The organism is Desulfobacter curvatus DSM 3379, assembly GCF_000373985.1.
Classification (GTDB): domain Bacteria; phylum Desulfobacterota; class Desulfobacteria; order Desulfobacterales; family Desulfobacteraceae; genus Desulfobacter; species Desulfobacter curvatus.
In genome coordinates this window covers 12,803-29,180 of record NZ_KB893074.1, presented here as the reverse complement: position 1 = coordinate 29,180, position 16,378 = coordinate 12,803, and the positions used below count along the sequence as shown (strand labels likewise).

General features: G+C 47.7%; 11 protein-coding genes. 6 read left to right on the top strand and 5 right to left on the bottom strand.

What is annotated here, in order from left to right; all coding sequences use genetic code 11:
- Positions 1-38: 38 nt before the first annotated feature.
- From acnA to yciA, 5 genes are all read right to left on the bottom strand, one after another.
- A complete protein-coding gene (gene acnA / locus B147_RS0117300; protein WP_020588462.1) occupies positions 39-2,726 on the bottom strand; it encodes an aconitate hydratase AcnA in 2,688 nt (895 codons plus the stop codon).
- A gap of 42 nt (positions 2,727-2,768) precedes the next feature.
- Positions 2,769-3,431 carry a potassium channel family protein gene (locus B147_RS0117295; RefSeq protein WP_020588461.1) on the bottom strand — a complete coding sequence of 221 codons (663 nt, stop codon included), beginning with the start codon at positions 3,429-3,431 and terminating at the stop codon, positions 2,769-2,771.
- 10 nt (positions 3,432-3,441) lie between these two features.
- Positions 3,442-4,827: a TrkH family potassium uptake protein gene (locus tag B147_RS0117290; RefSeq protein ID WP_020588460.1), complete on the bottom strand. Its 1,386-nt coding sequence runs from the start codon at positions 4,825-4,827 to the stop codon at positions 3,442-3,444.
- A gap of 285 nt (positions 4,828-5,112) precedes the next feature.
- Positions 5,113-5,739, bottom strand: a complete 627-nt coding sequence (locus B147_RS0117285; protein WP_020588459.1) for a nitroreductase family protein — start codon at positions 5,737-5,739, stop codon at positions 5,113-5,115.
- A gap of 112 nt (positions 5,740-5,851) precedes the next feature.
- The gene (gene yciA / locus B147_RS0117280; protein ID WP_020588458.1) at positions 5,852-6,250 is read right to left on the bottom strand and encodes an acyl-CoA thioester hydrolase YciA; all 399 of its coding nucleotides are present in this window, start codon (positions 6,248-6,250) and stop codon (positions 5,852-5,854) included.
- 537 nt (positions 6,251-6,787) lie between these two features.
- On the opposite strand from yciA, the gene B147_RS0117275 reads away from it, so the two are divergent.
- The 6 genes from B147_RS0117275 to cas6 are packed head-to-tail and all read left to right on the top strand — an operon-like array spanning position 6,788 to position 15,863.
- Positions 6,788-8,440: a Cas10/Cmr2 second palm domain-containing protein gene (locus tag B147_RS0117275; protein ID WP_020588457.1), complete on the top strand. Its 1,653-nt coding sequence runs from the start codon at positions 6,788-6,790 to the stop codon at positions 8,438-8,440.
- A complete protein-coding gene (locus B147_RS0117270) occupies positions 8,437-10,476 on the top strand; it encodes an RAMP superfamily CRISPR-associated protein (RefSeq protein ID WP_020588456.1) in 2,040 nt (679 codons plus the stop codon). Before B147_RS0117275 ends, B147_RS0117270 begins: the two co-directional genes overlap by 4 nt.
- Entirely contained in the window at positions 10,473-11,858 is a 1,386-nt protein-coding gene (locus tag B147_RS0117265) for an RAMP superfamily CRISPR-associated protein (RefSeq protein ID WP_020588455.1), read from the top strand. The genes B147_RS0117270 and B147_RS0117265 overlap by 4 nt, the downstream gene beginning before the upstream one ends.
- Positions 11,851-14,271, top strand: coding sequence for an RAMP superfamily CRISPR-associated protein (locus tag B147_RS0117260; RefSeq protein ID WP_020588454.1), 2,421 nt, complete (start codon positions 11,851-11,853; stop codon positions 14,269-14,271). Before B147_RS0117265 ends, B147_RS0117260 begins: the two co-directional genes overlap by 8 nt.
- Before the next feature lie 14 nt (positions 14,272-14,285).
- Positions 14,286-14,813 carry a hypothetical protein gene (locus B147_RS0117255; RefSeq protein ID WP_020588453.1) on the top strand — a complete coding sequence of 176 codons (528 nt, stop codon included), beginning with the start codon at positions 14,286-14,288 and terminating at the stop codon, positions 14,811-14,813.
- Between the two features lie 6 nt (positions 14,814-14,819).
- On the top strand, positions 14,820-15,863 hold the full coding sequence (gene cas6, locus B147_RS0117250) for a CRISPR system precrRNA processing endoribonuclease RAMP protein Cas6 (protein WP_020588452.1): 1,044 nt from the start codon (positions 14,820-14,822) through the stop codon (positions 15,861-15,863).
- Positions 15,864-16,378: the final 515 nt, after the last annotated feature.

The window sequence follows — 16,378 nt, the reverse complement described above, 5'->3', positions numbered from 1 at the left end:
CTCACCGGTTTTTCATCGGACGCCTTTGACGTATAAAATCAGCCGACGTCTTTAATGAAGTTTCTTAACACGGTATGCAGAATCCCCCCATTTCGATAGTACTCAATTTCCACAGGAGTATCCAATCTAAGCAAGACAGGGATTTCTTTGTCATCCGCTTTCAGTGTCAATTCCATGCCGGGTTTGATTCCTTCACTCAGCCCCAGAATGGAATAGGATTCTTTGCCGGTCAGCTTCAAAGACTCCGGAGAGTTACTGTCTTTAAACTGTAAAGGTAAAACACCCATGCCCAGCAGGTTGGATCGGTGAATTCTTTCATAACTGGTGGCAATAACCGCTTTGACGCCTAAAAGATAAGTTCCCTTGGCAGCCCAGTCCCGTGAAGATCCCGTGCCGTATTCCTTGCCGGCCAAAACAATCAAAGGCGTTCCGGAATCTTTATATTTCTGGGAAGCGTCAAAAATCGACATCTGTTCCCCGGTGGGAAGATAGGTGGTAATACCGCCTTCTGTCCCGGGTGCGAGCTGGTTCCTTAACCGGATGTTGGCAAAGGTTCCCCGGACCATCACCTCGTCATTTCCCCGTCTGGAACCATATGAATTGAAATCCGCCTGCTGGATTTTATGGTCAAGCAGATACCGGGCAGCAGGGCTGTTCTGTGCGATGGCTCCGGCAGGTGAAATATGGTCGGTGGTGACCGAGTCCCCGACCTTAACCAGCACCTTGGCGTCAACAATATCACTGTCAGGTTTCAGCTCTTTGCTCATATTCAGGAAAAAGGGCGGATTTCTGATATAGGTTGAGGATTCATCCCATGCATAAACCTCATCGCCCTTGGTCGGAATTTCGTTCCAAAGCGGAGAGAGCGTTTCAAAATTACTATACCGTTTCAGATACATGTCAGGGGTGATCAGTGAGGTAATCGCTGCGATTTCGCTTGGATCCGGCCAGATATCTTTCAGGTAGACCGGGTTCCCATCCTGATCTGTTCCCAAGGGGTCTTCCAGAAGATTGGTATTGAGGGTCCCTGCTATGGCATAAGCCACAACAAGGGGAGGACTTGCCAGATAATTGGCTTTTGTGAGCGGGTTGACTCGGCCTTCAAAATTACGGTTCCCGGAGAGGACGGAGGCCACCACCAGGTCTTTGCCTGTTATCGCGTTGCTGATCGGTTCCGAGAGGGGGCCCGAATTTCCAATACAGCTTGTACAGCCGTATCCCACCGTAAAAAATCCAAGTTGTTCCAAAAATCCGTCAAGCTTTGATTGCTGCAGGTAATCCGTGACAACCCTTGATCCCGGTGCCAGGGATGTTTTAACCCATGGTTTGGTTTTCAGCCCCTTTTCAACCGCTTTTTTGGCCAGTAACCCGGCAGCAATCATAACAGATGGATTGCTGGTATTGGTACAGGAGGTAATGGCAGCCAGCACGACAGACCCGTGTGCCAGGGTAAAAAGCTCTTTTGAATCAGAAGGGGTGATCTCCGCCTGGGCGGACAGCTCGTCTTCTTTTAACTCATATCCCCTTTGGCTGACGGGTGCCGTTAAGGTTTTTGCCCAGGCAGGCTTCATATCCGATAATGCAATTCGGTCCTGGGGCCGTTTGGGGCCTGCCAGAGACGGTTCGATGGTTGACAGGTCCAGCTCAATTTCATCTGAAAATTCAGGGGCGGACATGCCGTCGGTTCTGAAGAGACCTTGGGCTTTGCAGTAATGCTCGACCCTTTCAACGATTTCAGGGCTTCTGCCGGTGGTTTTTAAATAGTGCAACGTCTCCGCATCTGTGGGGAAGAACCCCATGGTTGCACCATATTCAGGCGCCATGTTGGATATCGTGGCTCTATCTGCAAGACTGAGTCCTGAAAGTCCGTCACCATAGAATTCTACAAATTTCTCCACCACCCCCACTTCTCTCAAGATTTGAACAATCCTGAAAACCAAATCCGTGGCTGTGGTGCCGGTGTTCATTTTGCCGGTCAGCTTGAATCCCACAACCTGGGGGATCTGCATATAAATGGGTTGCCCCAACATGACGGATTCAGCTTCAATACCGCCCACGCCCCAGCCCAACACGCCCAAGCTGTTCACCATCGGCGTGTGGGAATCGGTGCCGACTACGGTATCGGAAAAACAGATATTATCCCTCAGTTGCACGACATTGGCCAAAGACTCCAGGTTTACCTGATGAACAATGCCCACGCCGGGAGGAAATATCCTCATGTTTTTAAAGTTTTTTTGTCCCCATTTTAAAAATTCATATCTTTCCCGGTTCCGTTCAAATTCCTTCTCCATATTGATCTGCAGGGAGTTCTGCATGCCAAATGAGTCCACTTGAATGGAGTGATCAATAATCAGATCCACGGGTATTTTGGGATTGATAACAGCAGGATTCCCCCCTAATTGGCTCATGGATGTCCGCAGGGCGGCCAAATCAACCAAAGCGGGAACGCCTGTCAAGTCCTGCAGGATGACCCGGGCCGGCTTAAAAGGGATCTCTTTGTCGGATTTTTGTTTCGGCTGCCAATTTGCCAATGCCACGATATCATCTTCATTGACTTGGAAGTGGTCCAGGTTGCGCAGGGTCTGCTCCAACAATATCTTAATTGAAAACGGCAGGCTTGAGATGTGTCCTATCCCTTGTTTTTCCAAGTTCTCAAGTCTATAGAACTGTGCCGGTGCACTTGACAATTTCAGATGATCTTTACTACCAAATTTGTCTTGATCCATAAAATCTCCTTTTACTAAGAGGTGCAAATACTTTTGGAGCTGCTACTTTTTACTAACGGTCTTAAGGGAATCCAAACCTTTCTCCGGTCCGAGCAAAATCAGGAGATCTTCCTGGTTCAGAATGTGATCGGCCTTGGGAGAAAGCCTTGTATGCTCAGCGTCCGGGCCTTTTATGGCAACGACCTGAACACCGTATTTATTGGTCAAATTAATTTGCTTAAGACTTTTACCCACAAATTTTCCAGGCACGGCAAGTTCAATAATGCCGTACCCTTCCATAAACGGCAGATAATCTATGAGGCTGGGGTTGTCCAGTTTTCTTGCCATGGACAGGGCCGTGTCTTTTTCCGGAAAAATAATATTTTCAACGCCCAGCTTTTCCAAAACTTTTTTGTGGGGATCACTGATGGCTTTGGCCACAATATGCGGGATGCCATTTTCCTGGAGGTTGAGCACCGCAAGGATGGAATCCCCGAGTACGGAGCCAATGCCGACCACGGCTGTGTCCACATTTTTGACGCCGAGTTCTTTGAGAGTGGCTGCATCCGTGGCATCCGCAACCACCGCCTGGGTGACATGGTCTTTAATGGATTGTACAAGAACAGGGCTTTTATCTACGGCCATGACATCATGGCCCTTGCGGTATAAATGGGTGGCCAGGTGAAATCCGAAATTTCCCAGACCGATAACCAGAAACTGTTTCATATAATTCCCCCTAACCGATCATTATATTTTCCTGGGCATAGGAAAATTTACTTGGTTTGTCTTTTCTGCTCACGGCCATGGCAATACCCATGGGACCCAAGCGCCCAATGAACATGATACATATAATAATCAGTTTGCCAAGTTTTGAAAATCCGGGCGTAATACCGGTGGACAGCCCCACGGTACCAAAGGCACTGACCACTTCATAAAAAATTTCAAGAAAGGAACCCCGGGTCAGATTATGGGAGACATCGCCGATTTCCGTTTGCTGGAGCAGCACTACGCCGATGACAATCACCAGCATGCTGATAATAATCAGGCTTACCGCCTTTGATATACTGACATCAGAGACCCTGCGGTAAAAAATATGGGGATGTTCTTGTCCCCGGAATTTGGAATATCCCAGAATGGCTAAACTGGACATTGTGGTTACCTTGACTCCACCCCCGCAGGAGCCGGGAGCTGTGCCCACAAACATGAGAAGAATGCTGATAAAAAGCGTTTCATTGGCCAGACTGCCGATATCAAGGGTATTGAATCCGGCTGTACGGGTATTTACGGCCTGGAAAAAAGAAGCCAGAAATTTGGTGTGCAGGGGCAGATCCTTAAGGGTGTTGGACCATTCCAGAACAAAAAACAGCAGCGTGCTGCCGGCCAGCAGGATCAAGGTGGCCGTCAGTGTAAGCCGTGTATGCAGGCTGAGTTTTGACCAGCAGCGCTTTGAAAATGAAAATTTTTGCCGAATTTCGGCCATGACAATGAATCCGATCCCGCCGGTGATAATTAGAAAGCAGATATCAAGATTAATCAGCCAGCTGCCGCTATATTGGGTGAAACTGTCCGGAAACAGAGAAAAACCTGCGTTGCAGAACGCACTGACCGAATGGAATAACGCATAGCAGATGGCTGTATCCACAGGAAATCTGGAAAGAAAATCCGGCAGCATCAATGCCGCCCCGATTATTTCAATGACAAATGTAAAGATCAGTATCTCTTTGACCAGTGAATATACATTTTTTCCCTGGCCGTAACTATAGGTATCCGAGAGCATCTGCCGGCCGGTCATGCCCACCCGCTTGCCGAGGGTGAGCAGGAACATGGTGGACAAAACCATGATGCCGATGCCGCCCGCCTGGATCAGCGCCATGATGACTGCTTTTCCGAAAAAAGTGAACGTAGACGCTGTGTCCACCACGATCAGTCCTGTGACGCACACGGCGGAAGCAGATGTGAAAAGCGCGTCAATAAAGCCCAGATGTCCTTTTTCAGTGGATGCGGGCAAAAAAAGCAACATCGCGCCAAGCAGTATCAGCACGGCATAGCTGAGCATGGAGATGCGGCCCGGGGACAGAACTTTTCCTTTCCGGGTGGGTTCTTTATGGTGCAGCAACGACATTTTTAAACCATGTTAGTTTTTTTAAGAAATGAAAATCCATAATTTCCAGGTTTTCGGCCGGGCACTATTTAAGACAACACCGGAAACCATTGACCCCAATATTACGCTTTCAATCTATGAAAATCAAACTTCATTGTTTGTCTGACGATACTCTATCTATTGATTTCCTAATTGCAAAAGGGGCCTGCCCTTTAATAGCAGGCCCCTTCTATGTTTGCCGGGAGCCGGGTTCGGGCTTTGAATGGTTGTTTTTGATTCAAAGTCTGACCCTTGAACCCTTACGGGTTAAAATTCAACGATGATCTCTTCATAGGTCTTACGCCATTTAGGTGGGTCAATTACAAGCCCCGGTTTTTTGTATCCCACAGCAAGCAGTACAGGAATCCAGTATCTGTCAGGGATATTAAACGCTTTTTTGACGCCCTCATGGTCAAATCCGTCCATGGGATGGGAATCAAGGCCTAAACTTACAGCTGCATACATCAGGCTCATGGCAAAGAACCCTGCGTTTTTAGCGGCAAAAGCCAGGTTGGCATCCGGACTCCAGTTGTATAGAGAGTTTGTGGCGTCCAGGAACCAATCCCGTTGGGTCTCGGGCATGCCGGATTTGACCATCTCCTGCCAGGTCCGTTCAAATCCGGGGTGACCCTGTTTCCATCCTTCTTTATCAGCCAGCACAATCATGGTTACCGGGGCTTCAACGATTTTGGGCTGGTCCCAGGCCAGGGCTTTGAGTTTTTCCTTTTGCGCCTTGTCCTGGAGAATCATCAGGTTCCAGGGCTGGAGATTAAAGCTGGAAGGTGTATTGCCGGCCAGTTCCACCATTTTTTTGATCACTTCTTGGGGGATCTGTTTTTCGGGGTCAAAAAAGTTGATGGAGCGTCTGTCTTTAGTAATCTGCTCGAAGTTCATAATATCTCCTTGCCGCCTGTTTTTTGGACGGAGATTTTAGTTAGTCAAGACTTATTTAGTCTTTTGCTAAGTTAATTTTGATTTTTAAAAGGTCAAGGATGAAACTATGAGTTTATTTTTTGGGAATCAGCCTTTTTTTATGTTCATCATCGATAGCAACATACACGAATCGTGCTTCCGTAACTTTAAAACGCTCCGCACCACAGGTGTTCAGTAGTATGGGTTTCACCCACACTTCAAGTTTCACTGTAATTGAGGTGTTGCCTATTTTTTCCACGTAACCATAGCAACAAAAAATATCTCCCACCTGAATGGGTTCGATAAATTTCATACCTTCCACGGCAATGGTTACGACACGTCCACACGTGACCTCCTTGGCCAGGATACTTCCTGCAATATCCATCTGGGACAGGACCCATCCCCCAAAAATATCTCCGTTGGGGTTGGTGTCTGCCGGCATTGTCTGGGTTCGAAGAAGCAGGTCTCCGTTTGGCTGTTTTTTATCTTCCATTAATATAATATCCTTTCGATTGATTCTGATTAAAGGTTATATTCTATTTTGTGAGGATGAAATATTTCCTTATATAAAACACATTTGATTAAGGAACAATAGTGGACTTGCCGGGAAATATTTCATGTTCAATTTGACAGGGAGTAACCGATTGACAAATACGATTTTCTTTCATACAAAGATGCCAATTCATCAGGCTGTTGCTTATTTTGTTCGGTCATAATTAAAAAACAGCCGTTAGTTTGGTTGATTTTTCTGTACACCATCAGCCTAACCGCTAAGGAGACTGTCAACCCATGGCAAATCCAAGTCAATCCAATTTCGGGACATCTCTGACACGCATCTCAATATCGCTAAAAGCCCCTCCCCTCTCTGATGAGCATGTGATGCTCCCGATTAAGAAAACCAACATTCTGCGGCCACAATATTTCATGACAACGTATTCAACCACAAGCGTATAGGATCAGGAGGCCAAATGGGCACATATTTTTTTTATACATTCTCTTTTACTCTTATGGCACATCGGGAAAAAATTTTATGAAGAAATACATTTGCTATGACATCAGAGGCATCCAGCAGTATATTTTCAGCATACCACAACTAAAGTATATCATTGGTGGCAGCTTGGTGATCGCGGCTTTTGATCGGGAATGGAAAAAGATTCCTGATGGGGTTGATACGATTTTTACCGGAGGCGGAAAGGGGATTTTTTGTGTAGAGGAATGCACATGCAGCGCCTTTTTAAAATATTTGAAAGAGAAAGCCTGTTCCAACGGATTGGATATACGGCTGGGTGTTACAGATACATTCATGGGTGCAATGGCCTCCTCTGACGAACTCCACCCGTATTTACCAGACACCAATGATCTCGACGGATATCCTTGTGAGGTATCAGGCTTGTGGCCGGTTGCCAAAGGCAAGGGGGAAGGCCCTAAAAAAGGGATTCATCCAAAGGTTTATCTGCGAATAAAAAAACTGAAAACTGATTATTTCACAGAAACGTTTCTGGCTCCCGACTTAGAAATTTACACAGAAATATCCGCCATGTTGAACGGGCATAAACCCGAGTTTTTGACCCATGTCAGCGGCGAGGATGACGAGGGAATTAAGGATGTTGTTGATCGAGGACAGGCCGCAGATCATGCGCTTGGTTTGCGTAGACGCTGGGCGGTTGTTGCCATGGACGGAAACGATATGGGAACGCAGTTTCGCTGCGCTGTAGAACAGGAGGATGATAACGAAAATGCCCGTGAACGTATCGCATGCATGAGCCGGGAATTGGCGAAGGAATGTACGCTCAACGCTTTTGAAAAAGCACTGAAAACAGTCGTGCTGGATTGGGCAGCAGACGCAGATTTAAAAAAATGCACCTACCATACAGAGAATGAAGCTCGGGTGGTTCTCCCGTTTCGGCCTTTAATTCTTGGCGGAGATGATATCCTGCTATTGGCTCACTGCTCCTATGCATTAAAATTTGTGCGTGTCATGTCTGAAGCATTTACCAAAGAAAGCGAAAAAGCTGCCGAGCGAATTAAGGATGAAAAGGGATTCGATTTGTGGCCCGCCTCCAATGGCAAACTGACTATAAGCGCCGGTATTGCCTATACGGGTGTGACATATCCGTTGCATACGTCCATTCCCTACGCAGAGAGCTTGCTTGCAAACGCAAAGAAGGTTATGCGGAAGCGTCATGTGGGTGATCTGCAAGAAGAACCCGGAGAACCGGTGCCGGCAGCAGTTGACTGGGAACACATCACAGAGACACTCATCGATACCCCGGCAGCAAGACGAAACCGTGAACTGTTTTTCCTCGATGAAGACCTGGACATGAAAATCGGGCTTACCAGAAAGCCCTACCAGATAAGTAATATTCATGACCTGGTAGACACGCGGCGCAAAAACTACAAAAAAATTCCCGGGCATATAAGAGCTTCTTTGAAATCAATTCTTATGAAACCTTGGGCACTGAGGTCCTGCGAACTTGCAGGGCTTGAATGTGGAGAAAAAGAAACAATAAAGCTGGTCGCTGATCTTCAGCAGTATGATTACCCTAAAAGCATGGGGCCGGGCTGGCGGCTGGAAAAGACCGCCACCGGAGAACATCTGTCCACCGACATCCTTGATGCCATTTCGCTCATTGACGAGGAACACCGGATGGCGCAGGGAAAACGTGAAGGGGGTGTGAGATGACGCATCTGTCGTATAAAATTCACTTGCTGTCGGATGCGGAACCGGGTACGGGCCTGGGTAGTGTCAGCACCCACAATTATATTCCCAGAGACCATCTCGGACGGCCTACGATTCCGGCATCACATATCAAGGGCCTTATGCGGGAGGAACTTAAGCAAATTGAAAACAACCTTCCCCTGGAAAATTTCAGTTGTGATTCCATATTGGGAAAAGGCGGAGAATCGCTGGAATGCCAGGGGAAAGTACGTATCACCGGTCCGGTACTGACGGATGAAGACAAAGATGATACATTCATGATAACCAGGACCGCCATTGATTCTGTAACCAGAACGGCATTGGACAAGACGCTTCGAACAACAGAGTCTCTTGCTGCGGGAAGGGTGCTTGAAAATGGAAGTCTAACCGTTGATGCAGCAGAAGGCTCACTCGAAGACCTGGCTGTCCGTCTGGCCTTACGTTCCATATCCGCAGTCGGCGGGAACCGTAATCGAGGCAGCGGAAGGTGCCGGACTGAGATAGCGGGGGAAACACGCAGCCCCGGAGAGCTGCTGAAAGCGTTTCTAAAGAAATTTTCCGAACCCAAAGCAGCAGAACGAATATCAAAAGAATCCAACCCTGTTCAATTAAGCGGAAAAGGGTGCTGGCTCGATATCGTATTCAGGGCGGATCAGCCGGTATGCTGCCCTGAAAATCCGACCCGGTCCAACGCCATTCAAAGCGGTTTTTCCATTCCTGCAAGCGCAGTTATGGGTGTCCTTCTTCACAGAGTAAATAATAAAAACAGGGCGCTTGCCGACGCTTGTTTTGACTCGAATGAATTCAGGGCCTGGCCGCTACTGCCGTGTGCTGTTAACGGCTTCAACGGCGCATTGCCTTATTCCTTCCGGGTGAGCCAGACCCACAGGATTGCAAAACATGCCTCTGTTGAAAATTTTAAGCCGGAATATGTACAAGACCATGCAGTTGGTCCTCACGATATCGGCATTATTCCGGCGGATAATCCCCTGAAGACCCTTGATGGCGTTTTACTTCAAAAAGGCCGGGAGACCAAATTGTGGAAATCAAGCGATATGCCCAGGATGATCCAGGCCCATGGCGCCCTTAACAGTTCAACGGACAGCCTGGATGGCAAGGTGCAGGTTGAAGGGCGCGGGTTATACCAGATGACGTCTATGGCGCCTATGGTCTGGCGGGGAATTGTTTCCATACCGGCTGAGATGGCCGAATATGTTTCCGGAGAATGGCCTGCGGCATTTGGGAAGCACCGCGGGACCATGGGGGGTGGCCGGTTAGCAATTGAAGAAACGGATTTTCAAGCCTATATGAGTGGACATCCTGGCATGGCGCCGGTTTTCATTACACAGTCGCCGATTTTACTGCCACGGGAGACTTCCGGCAAGATTACGGACACCTTTGTCGGCATGATCAATACATGGTGCAAGGCCCACGGGCTGCCCCCGGTGGAAACGGGAGATAACAAGCCGCTGGTATGGATTTCAACGGGTATTTGCTTCGGATGGAATCGGCACCGCAACGGATATGCCGGTGCGGAAAATGTGGTGATGCCAGGGTCTGTCTTCAGGCTTAAAGGCCCTCTTGATAGGAGCAACTTTGAAAAAGCGCTGCTGACAGGGCTGGGTCAGGGACGTGCTAAAGGCTTCGGCGCTCTTGCGCTGCATCCGGGTAAGGCCGGGGCTTTATTGAACCGGGAAAAAGCAGAACCTCAAAAAAAGAAATCACGTGATTCTATTATTAATGCGGTGAGAAAAATCATTCCCCTCAGAAAAAAATTCTTGCCTAGTGTCAGCCAGCTTTATGCTTTGAAAACCAGAGTGGAGATCGGCGGGACTGAAAGTGCAATCAAATATCTCAACGAGCAGGACGAGCGCGACGCACATATTGCAGCAGCCTGGAGGGATGTAAAAGGCCCGCTTAAAGATTTGCTGGAATCAACCCGCAAGGATATCCCGGCGGCTATGGCCGGCATCAAAATGCTGGCCGATTTCGCAGGAAGCAAGGGGGATGAGCAACGATGAATACAATGTATCGCATGGTATTGCCCATAGAGTTTACCTCAGGTCTCTGCGCAGGCGGCTTTTGTGTGGGAAATCAAATTCTATTGGAGAGAAACGGGAAAAACGAGCCGGTGTTGCGTGGCTCCACTATTGCCGGTAGGTTAAGACACGCCTTTATGACTCTGCCTGACGATTTCTTTGATCGTGCCGATTTAGACAAGATTTTCGGATACTCTCCATCCGGCAGAGAAGATGACATCACAGCCGGCTGTCTGATCGTTGAAGACGCTATCCTTCAGCAAGGTAAAGGGAAAACTGAATTCAGAATGTGCCACCTGCGTGACCGGCACAAGGGACGCGTTGTTGATAAAGGCTTGTTTGCGGTAGAAATGTGCCCGCCCGGAACACGGGCAGATCTGGTATTGTGGCTAACATCTGAGTTCTGTGAAGAAACGCCATGGTTTGCCCGTGTTGTCCGGGCATTTCTTGAACAGGGAATGGTCTTCGGGGGAAATGGAAACCGGGGACTGGGCATGGCCAAGCTGAGACAAACGGATGTGCCGGCCTTTTACGCCTACAAGCTGAATGATATCGATGAGTATGCCGCCTGGCTTGACGCCCGTGACGGCAACGTGAAAATGAATGGGAGCCTTGAGATTCCAAGATCGGACATACCGCAAACCGGATTGCGCATCTCACTGGCCTTTAACATCCCTGAGGGCCAGGATATTATTATCGGTCAGGGGGCTGGTGAAACCCGGCAAGCAGAGCCTGCCGTATCCATCGGATACGACGGTAAACCGTATTGGACGATTCCCGGGTCTACATTTCACGGTCTATTACGGCAATGGGTGACACGACTGGCTGCCCGGGACGGTTATCATGTGACAGATGCCACTGAACGGTACGATCCGCTTGTGGAAACAAACGGTGACATGATTGGATGGTGCTTTGACCCGGACAATGCCGACGCTCATAACAACTGCCCGATTGCCAAGCTGTTCGGCAGCCTGCATAGGGCGGGCCGGGTGCACTGTACCGGGGCCTTTGCACTGGCTGGAGAGATTCCGAAAAAAGATGTAAAACAGTATGCCGGTGTGCAGGAAAGAACCCATGTGGCAATTGATCCCATCAGCGGCGGTGCCGTCAATCATATGTTGTTTAAAACTGCGGTTCTTACAAGTGAATATAAAGATCTGTTTAAAACGGACTGGCACATAGAGGCTCCAGATGAAAAAGAAGCAGAATGGATTGGCCGGACCATTATGGCGATTGATATGGGATTGATCCGGATCGGATCTTCCAAAGCGTCAGGACGGCTCAGGCTGGTAAAACCGCCAGATGTCAGCGGTATCCATGCAGAGGTGATTACCAGGATGACAATAGGGGGCGGCAATGATTGAAAAAGCAAATTTGATAAAAGGAAAAAAGTTCTGGCAGGTTAAGCTGAAAACCAAAAAAGGTTCCCAAAATTTTCCGGTTTTTGACCAGGCAAAATATTTTCGGGAAGAGGATGCCGAAGACGGCCTGGAAGTAACCGTTACCCGTGAAAAAGGACAAATAATAAAGGTTACTATTCCGGGAAAGCCCGAAACAGCTCCCAGCCTCGTACCCAAAAAATCGAGTGGTATGACGAGAACAAACGCGGCAAATAATCAGTATACCCGCCAACAGCCTAAAGATACAACCCTCATGCAGCAGTCATTTCCGGGCGTACTGGGGGAACCGTTCCATAACCCCTATACATTTATTCCGTTTATGGATAATCCTGTTACTGAAAAAACAGAGCATACACCATTGTCCGCAGATGACAGCGCAAACCATGGATACCACACCGGCATTATCCGTTTAGAGATTCAAACAGACTCCCCGCTCATGAGCCATGACAACGGAACGGCGAACAAAAGCAATCATAAATCATATCAAATGTTGACCATCGACAAAAATGTAGTGGTCCCGGCAACAACGATCAAGGGGTTTCTCCGAAATCTGACGACTCTTCTAAGCGGCGGCCCTTTACACACCCTGGATGAAAATACGCACCTATGCCAGGGAAGGGATATCCAAATACAGGGAGAAAACGGGGAGGCGCCTTTTCTATCCCGCATTGCGGATCCAGGGGATGTATTCCGGGACGGTAGCATTCAACTTGGGGAATCCGGGTTTATCTCAACGCTAATACTGGCACGCTTCATGGATAAACAGGATAGAAACAAAGCAGACCTTGACCGGCTTGAAAACGCGATGAAGAACTATGAACAACTTAAAAAAGAGAGAAAAACAGCAAGGGAAGCGAATAATACAGGGCTGGTCAAGAGGCTGACCGGCCAAATGAAGCGTCTCAGCAATAGCTGTAACAGGCAAGTTGGAACCGTTGAGAAACTAATTAAGGGATTGCGCGAGAAAAGCGGACCGATTTGGGTGTTGTTGCATGGAGATCAAGTAAAAGAGATCAGGTACGGTGACAGCCGACCTGAGGATTATTGGCAGTTAAAAATATCCGGCCGTCCGGTTCAAGGATTCAATAAAAAAGAGGGATTGTTCTGGTCTAATGGGCAGAAAATGACGATTCCATCGAAATTGTGGGCCGAATATGCATCCAGAAATATGCACGGTTCCCAGAAAACATTTAAAAAGAACGATTTGGTCTGGCTTGAGGTGAAGCGAGGTTGCAGAAAAATAACGGATCCATCCCAGATTATATCACTCCAATGGGCACGGTGGGGGAAAAAGGGAAATTCTGTGCTGAAGTTAATAAAAGAACATGTAAAACCGGACTGGCTGTCCAAGGAAAAAGAGATCCACCCGGTAACCAATATGTTCGGCCTTGGAAGTCCGAGCCCAAGATCCAGAGACGGGCTTTCGGTTGCGTCCAAATTGCGTTTTGACAATCTCGTATTCGACCGGGATGCAAAAATTTTGCCTTGTCGACCAATTGCCGCACTGGCGTCGCCCCATCCCGGATGCCTGGCCTTTTACCGGGACAACCCGGATCCAAAATCCGTTTCATCCGCAGATTCTCTGAAAGGTTACAAAGTTTACCGGACCACAAAAGAAGACGGTAAAGCCGGCCCATGGAACTATGATGTTCAGCCTATTTATAAACCAGGCGGCAAGGCCATTTTTCCGGCGGGTGACCGGGAAAACGTTTTTTCTTCGGAGCTGCTTGCCCCCGGCGCAAAGGGCTATCTGGAAATTTCTTTCCGAAGTTTAACCAAAGACGAACTATCTTTGCTGATGGCAGCCTGTTCGGTGCCATGGCGTCTGGGCGGCGGAAAGCCGCTGGGTCTTGGTTTGTGCCGCGTGACGGGCAGTAAGGTTGTTAACGAGTTTGGAGAGAATCTTGAATATGATGCCCCCGAATTCAGCAAATTAGTCGATAAAAAGCGACTGGATTATTGGATCGCAAGCCAGGAACCGGTAGCTAAACTACGGTACCCGCGAGCGGCTATTACCAACAGGCGTAATCTATCACGCGGCGGCCACAATTGGTTTTCCAAAATGGCGAAACCGAAACAGGACCACGATCAAGGTTCTTTTACCGGCTTGTCCCCCATATACAGCACCAATGGCTTAAAAATAGAGGCGGATAAAAGCATCATATCCTGTGAAGGCCGCAATGAACATGAAAACGAGACTGCAACACCTGTGTCTGGAAGTGTATTGCCTGAATTCAATCCGGGTGATCCGTCAGCAGATCTGTTGTACGGGTATGATATTCACTTTAATGAAACTATGCGGGAAGAAAGAGAATTTAATCGGCAAAAAACAAAATGTTACCCCAGGTTAAAAAAATTTTCCGGTAACGATTCATAAACGGAGAAAATTAAATGAATTTACAGATAATTTGGCAATTTCTATCCCAGCTTGCGCTTTCGCATTGGATATTATACGTTTTTTTACCTGGTTCGTTGATTGCTTTTTGCTGGTTCCGAAAATATATAAAAATCCAGATTCGATTCGGAAGAAACCTAAAAAGAAAAATCTATTTCTTAAAAACTTCCGAAGCCAAAAAACTAAGCGTAGAAAAAAACACCCTGAGCAAATTAAAGATATTCCATTTGGATAAAAATATCAGAGATATCTCAGATAACCTCAAAGAGTTGCAAACATTAAAAAAGAAAGCTGTCTATATTATTGGTTATGATGACGGATACAATAAATATAAAGACTTGTTTGATGAGGCCAAGGGTGCCAATATTCCAATTATTGTGTTTGCGAATTCCGGTGAAATAAAAAAGGAAGAACACTGGGATATTTTTAACGAATATATTTATTGTGACGTGGCCAACACAACAAATCGCGTCGCAGTCATTCTTATGAGCATTATGAAAATCATCCCAAGTCATGGGGCGTGAAGCGAAGTGAAAAATACAGACAGTATCATGCCTTTATTGCAGATACGATTGGCCAAGTTCCGTATCCAGCTCACCGCCCAAACCGAGCTTTCCGCCACGGAACTGCCCCCGGCCTTCAGGAGCCGCCTGGGCTATCTTCTCAAAGGCCGGTTCTGCCCCTACGGGAATTTTGCATCCCGTTCCTGTGCAGGCTGCGACCGTGAGGCCTTTTGCCTGTACGTTAAATTGTTTGCGCCCACCCTTAGGGCTGTGGGGACGAAGTGCAAAGGGGCGGGCCGGGTCCATCAGAGTCCGCCCCGGCCCTTTACCCTGGATATCCTGCCGGCAACGGGACCGGACCGCACTTTTGTGCTTGAACTCACCCTGTTCGGAGAGCAACTGATCTCTTTTTACCGGCCTATGCTGGAATCCCTGTATCATGCCGCTGTCTTTCTGCCTACCGGAAAAAAAGAGGTTGCCTTGGAACCTGGTGCCTGGCATGCGGTGGTGCCCAAGCAAACAAACGGTGTCTGGCGGGTGGAAACATCGGAATATGGGGCCTTTCCGGCATCCGGACCTGGGCATTCCCTGGAAGACTGGATAGAGGTGCTTCCCCCGGTGGAAAACAACGCTGAATTTTACTTTAGAACGCCTGTGCAGCTGAGCCGTCTGGCCGGGAAGCCCGGATTCCCGGTGTTGATTCAGTCCGTCATTGCCCGGCTCAGGGATCTGAAACGTATTTATTGTGCATCAGATAACGATATGGGCCATTTTTCAAAACAATTCTGGGCTAAAGCCGGGGAAATTCGCCTGCTATCGGATCTTGGGCCTGAGAAGTTTGAGTGGTATTCCCATCACAGGCAAAAGCAGATCCATTTGGGCGGCCTTACAGGCAGCATGATTTTCAAGGGGGATCTGATGCCGTTCCTGCCTCTGCTGGCAGCCGCTTTCTTTACCGGTATGGGCCGGAAGACGGTTTACGGCCTGGGACGCTTCGGGACCCATGCCTGGGATCAAACCCTTGCCTTTGATGAAAAATCCGGAACCGGAAGGCGTGGGAATATGCCTTGACCGACAAAGGAAAACCTGAAATAAATTACGCTATGGTCAGATCTTTGACAAATTGCAAATAAGCTGCGACAAACAAAAGGACTGTCAGACAATTATAAATACGCAATTTACAACTATCCCTGGAAATACAGCCAACCCCCTGAAAAGTTAACAGAAAGTTATTTTTTCAGGGATTGTAAAAAACAGCTCTAAATTACAAATTTGTATTCAAAATGTTCAATGGTGTGAGGTAAGTATATTTAATTATATTAGATGGTTGTCAAAGAAAAAGTGCGAAAGCATAATTTATGCCAAAAATTTCATAAAAAAGTTATTTGCCCTATGAAAATTTTTATCCAATTTTTATTATTGCAACACATTAAAATAACAACGTTTTTTGATGCACCAAGGGTTTGAATCTGCACCGCTTATGAAGGTGATTAAGACACTTGTGTTGTTGCTTCCGATGTCGCCTTGGGTTTGAATCTGCACCGCTTATGAAGGTGATTAAGACACGACTTTTTCTTCTTTTCGTC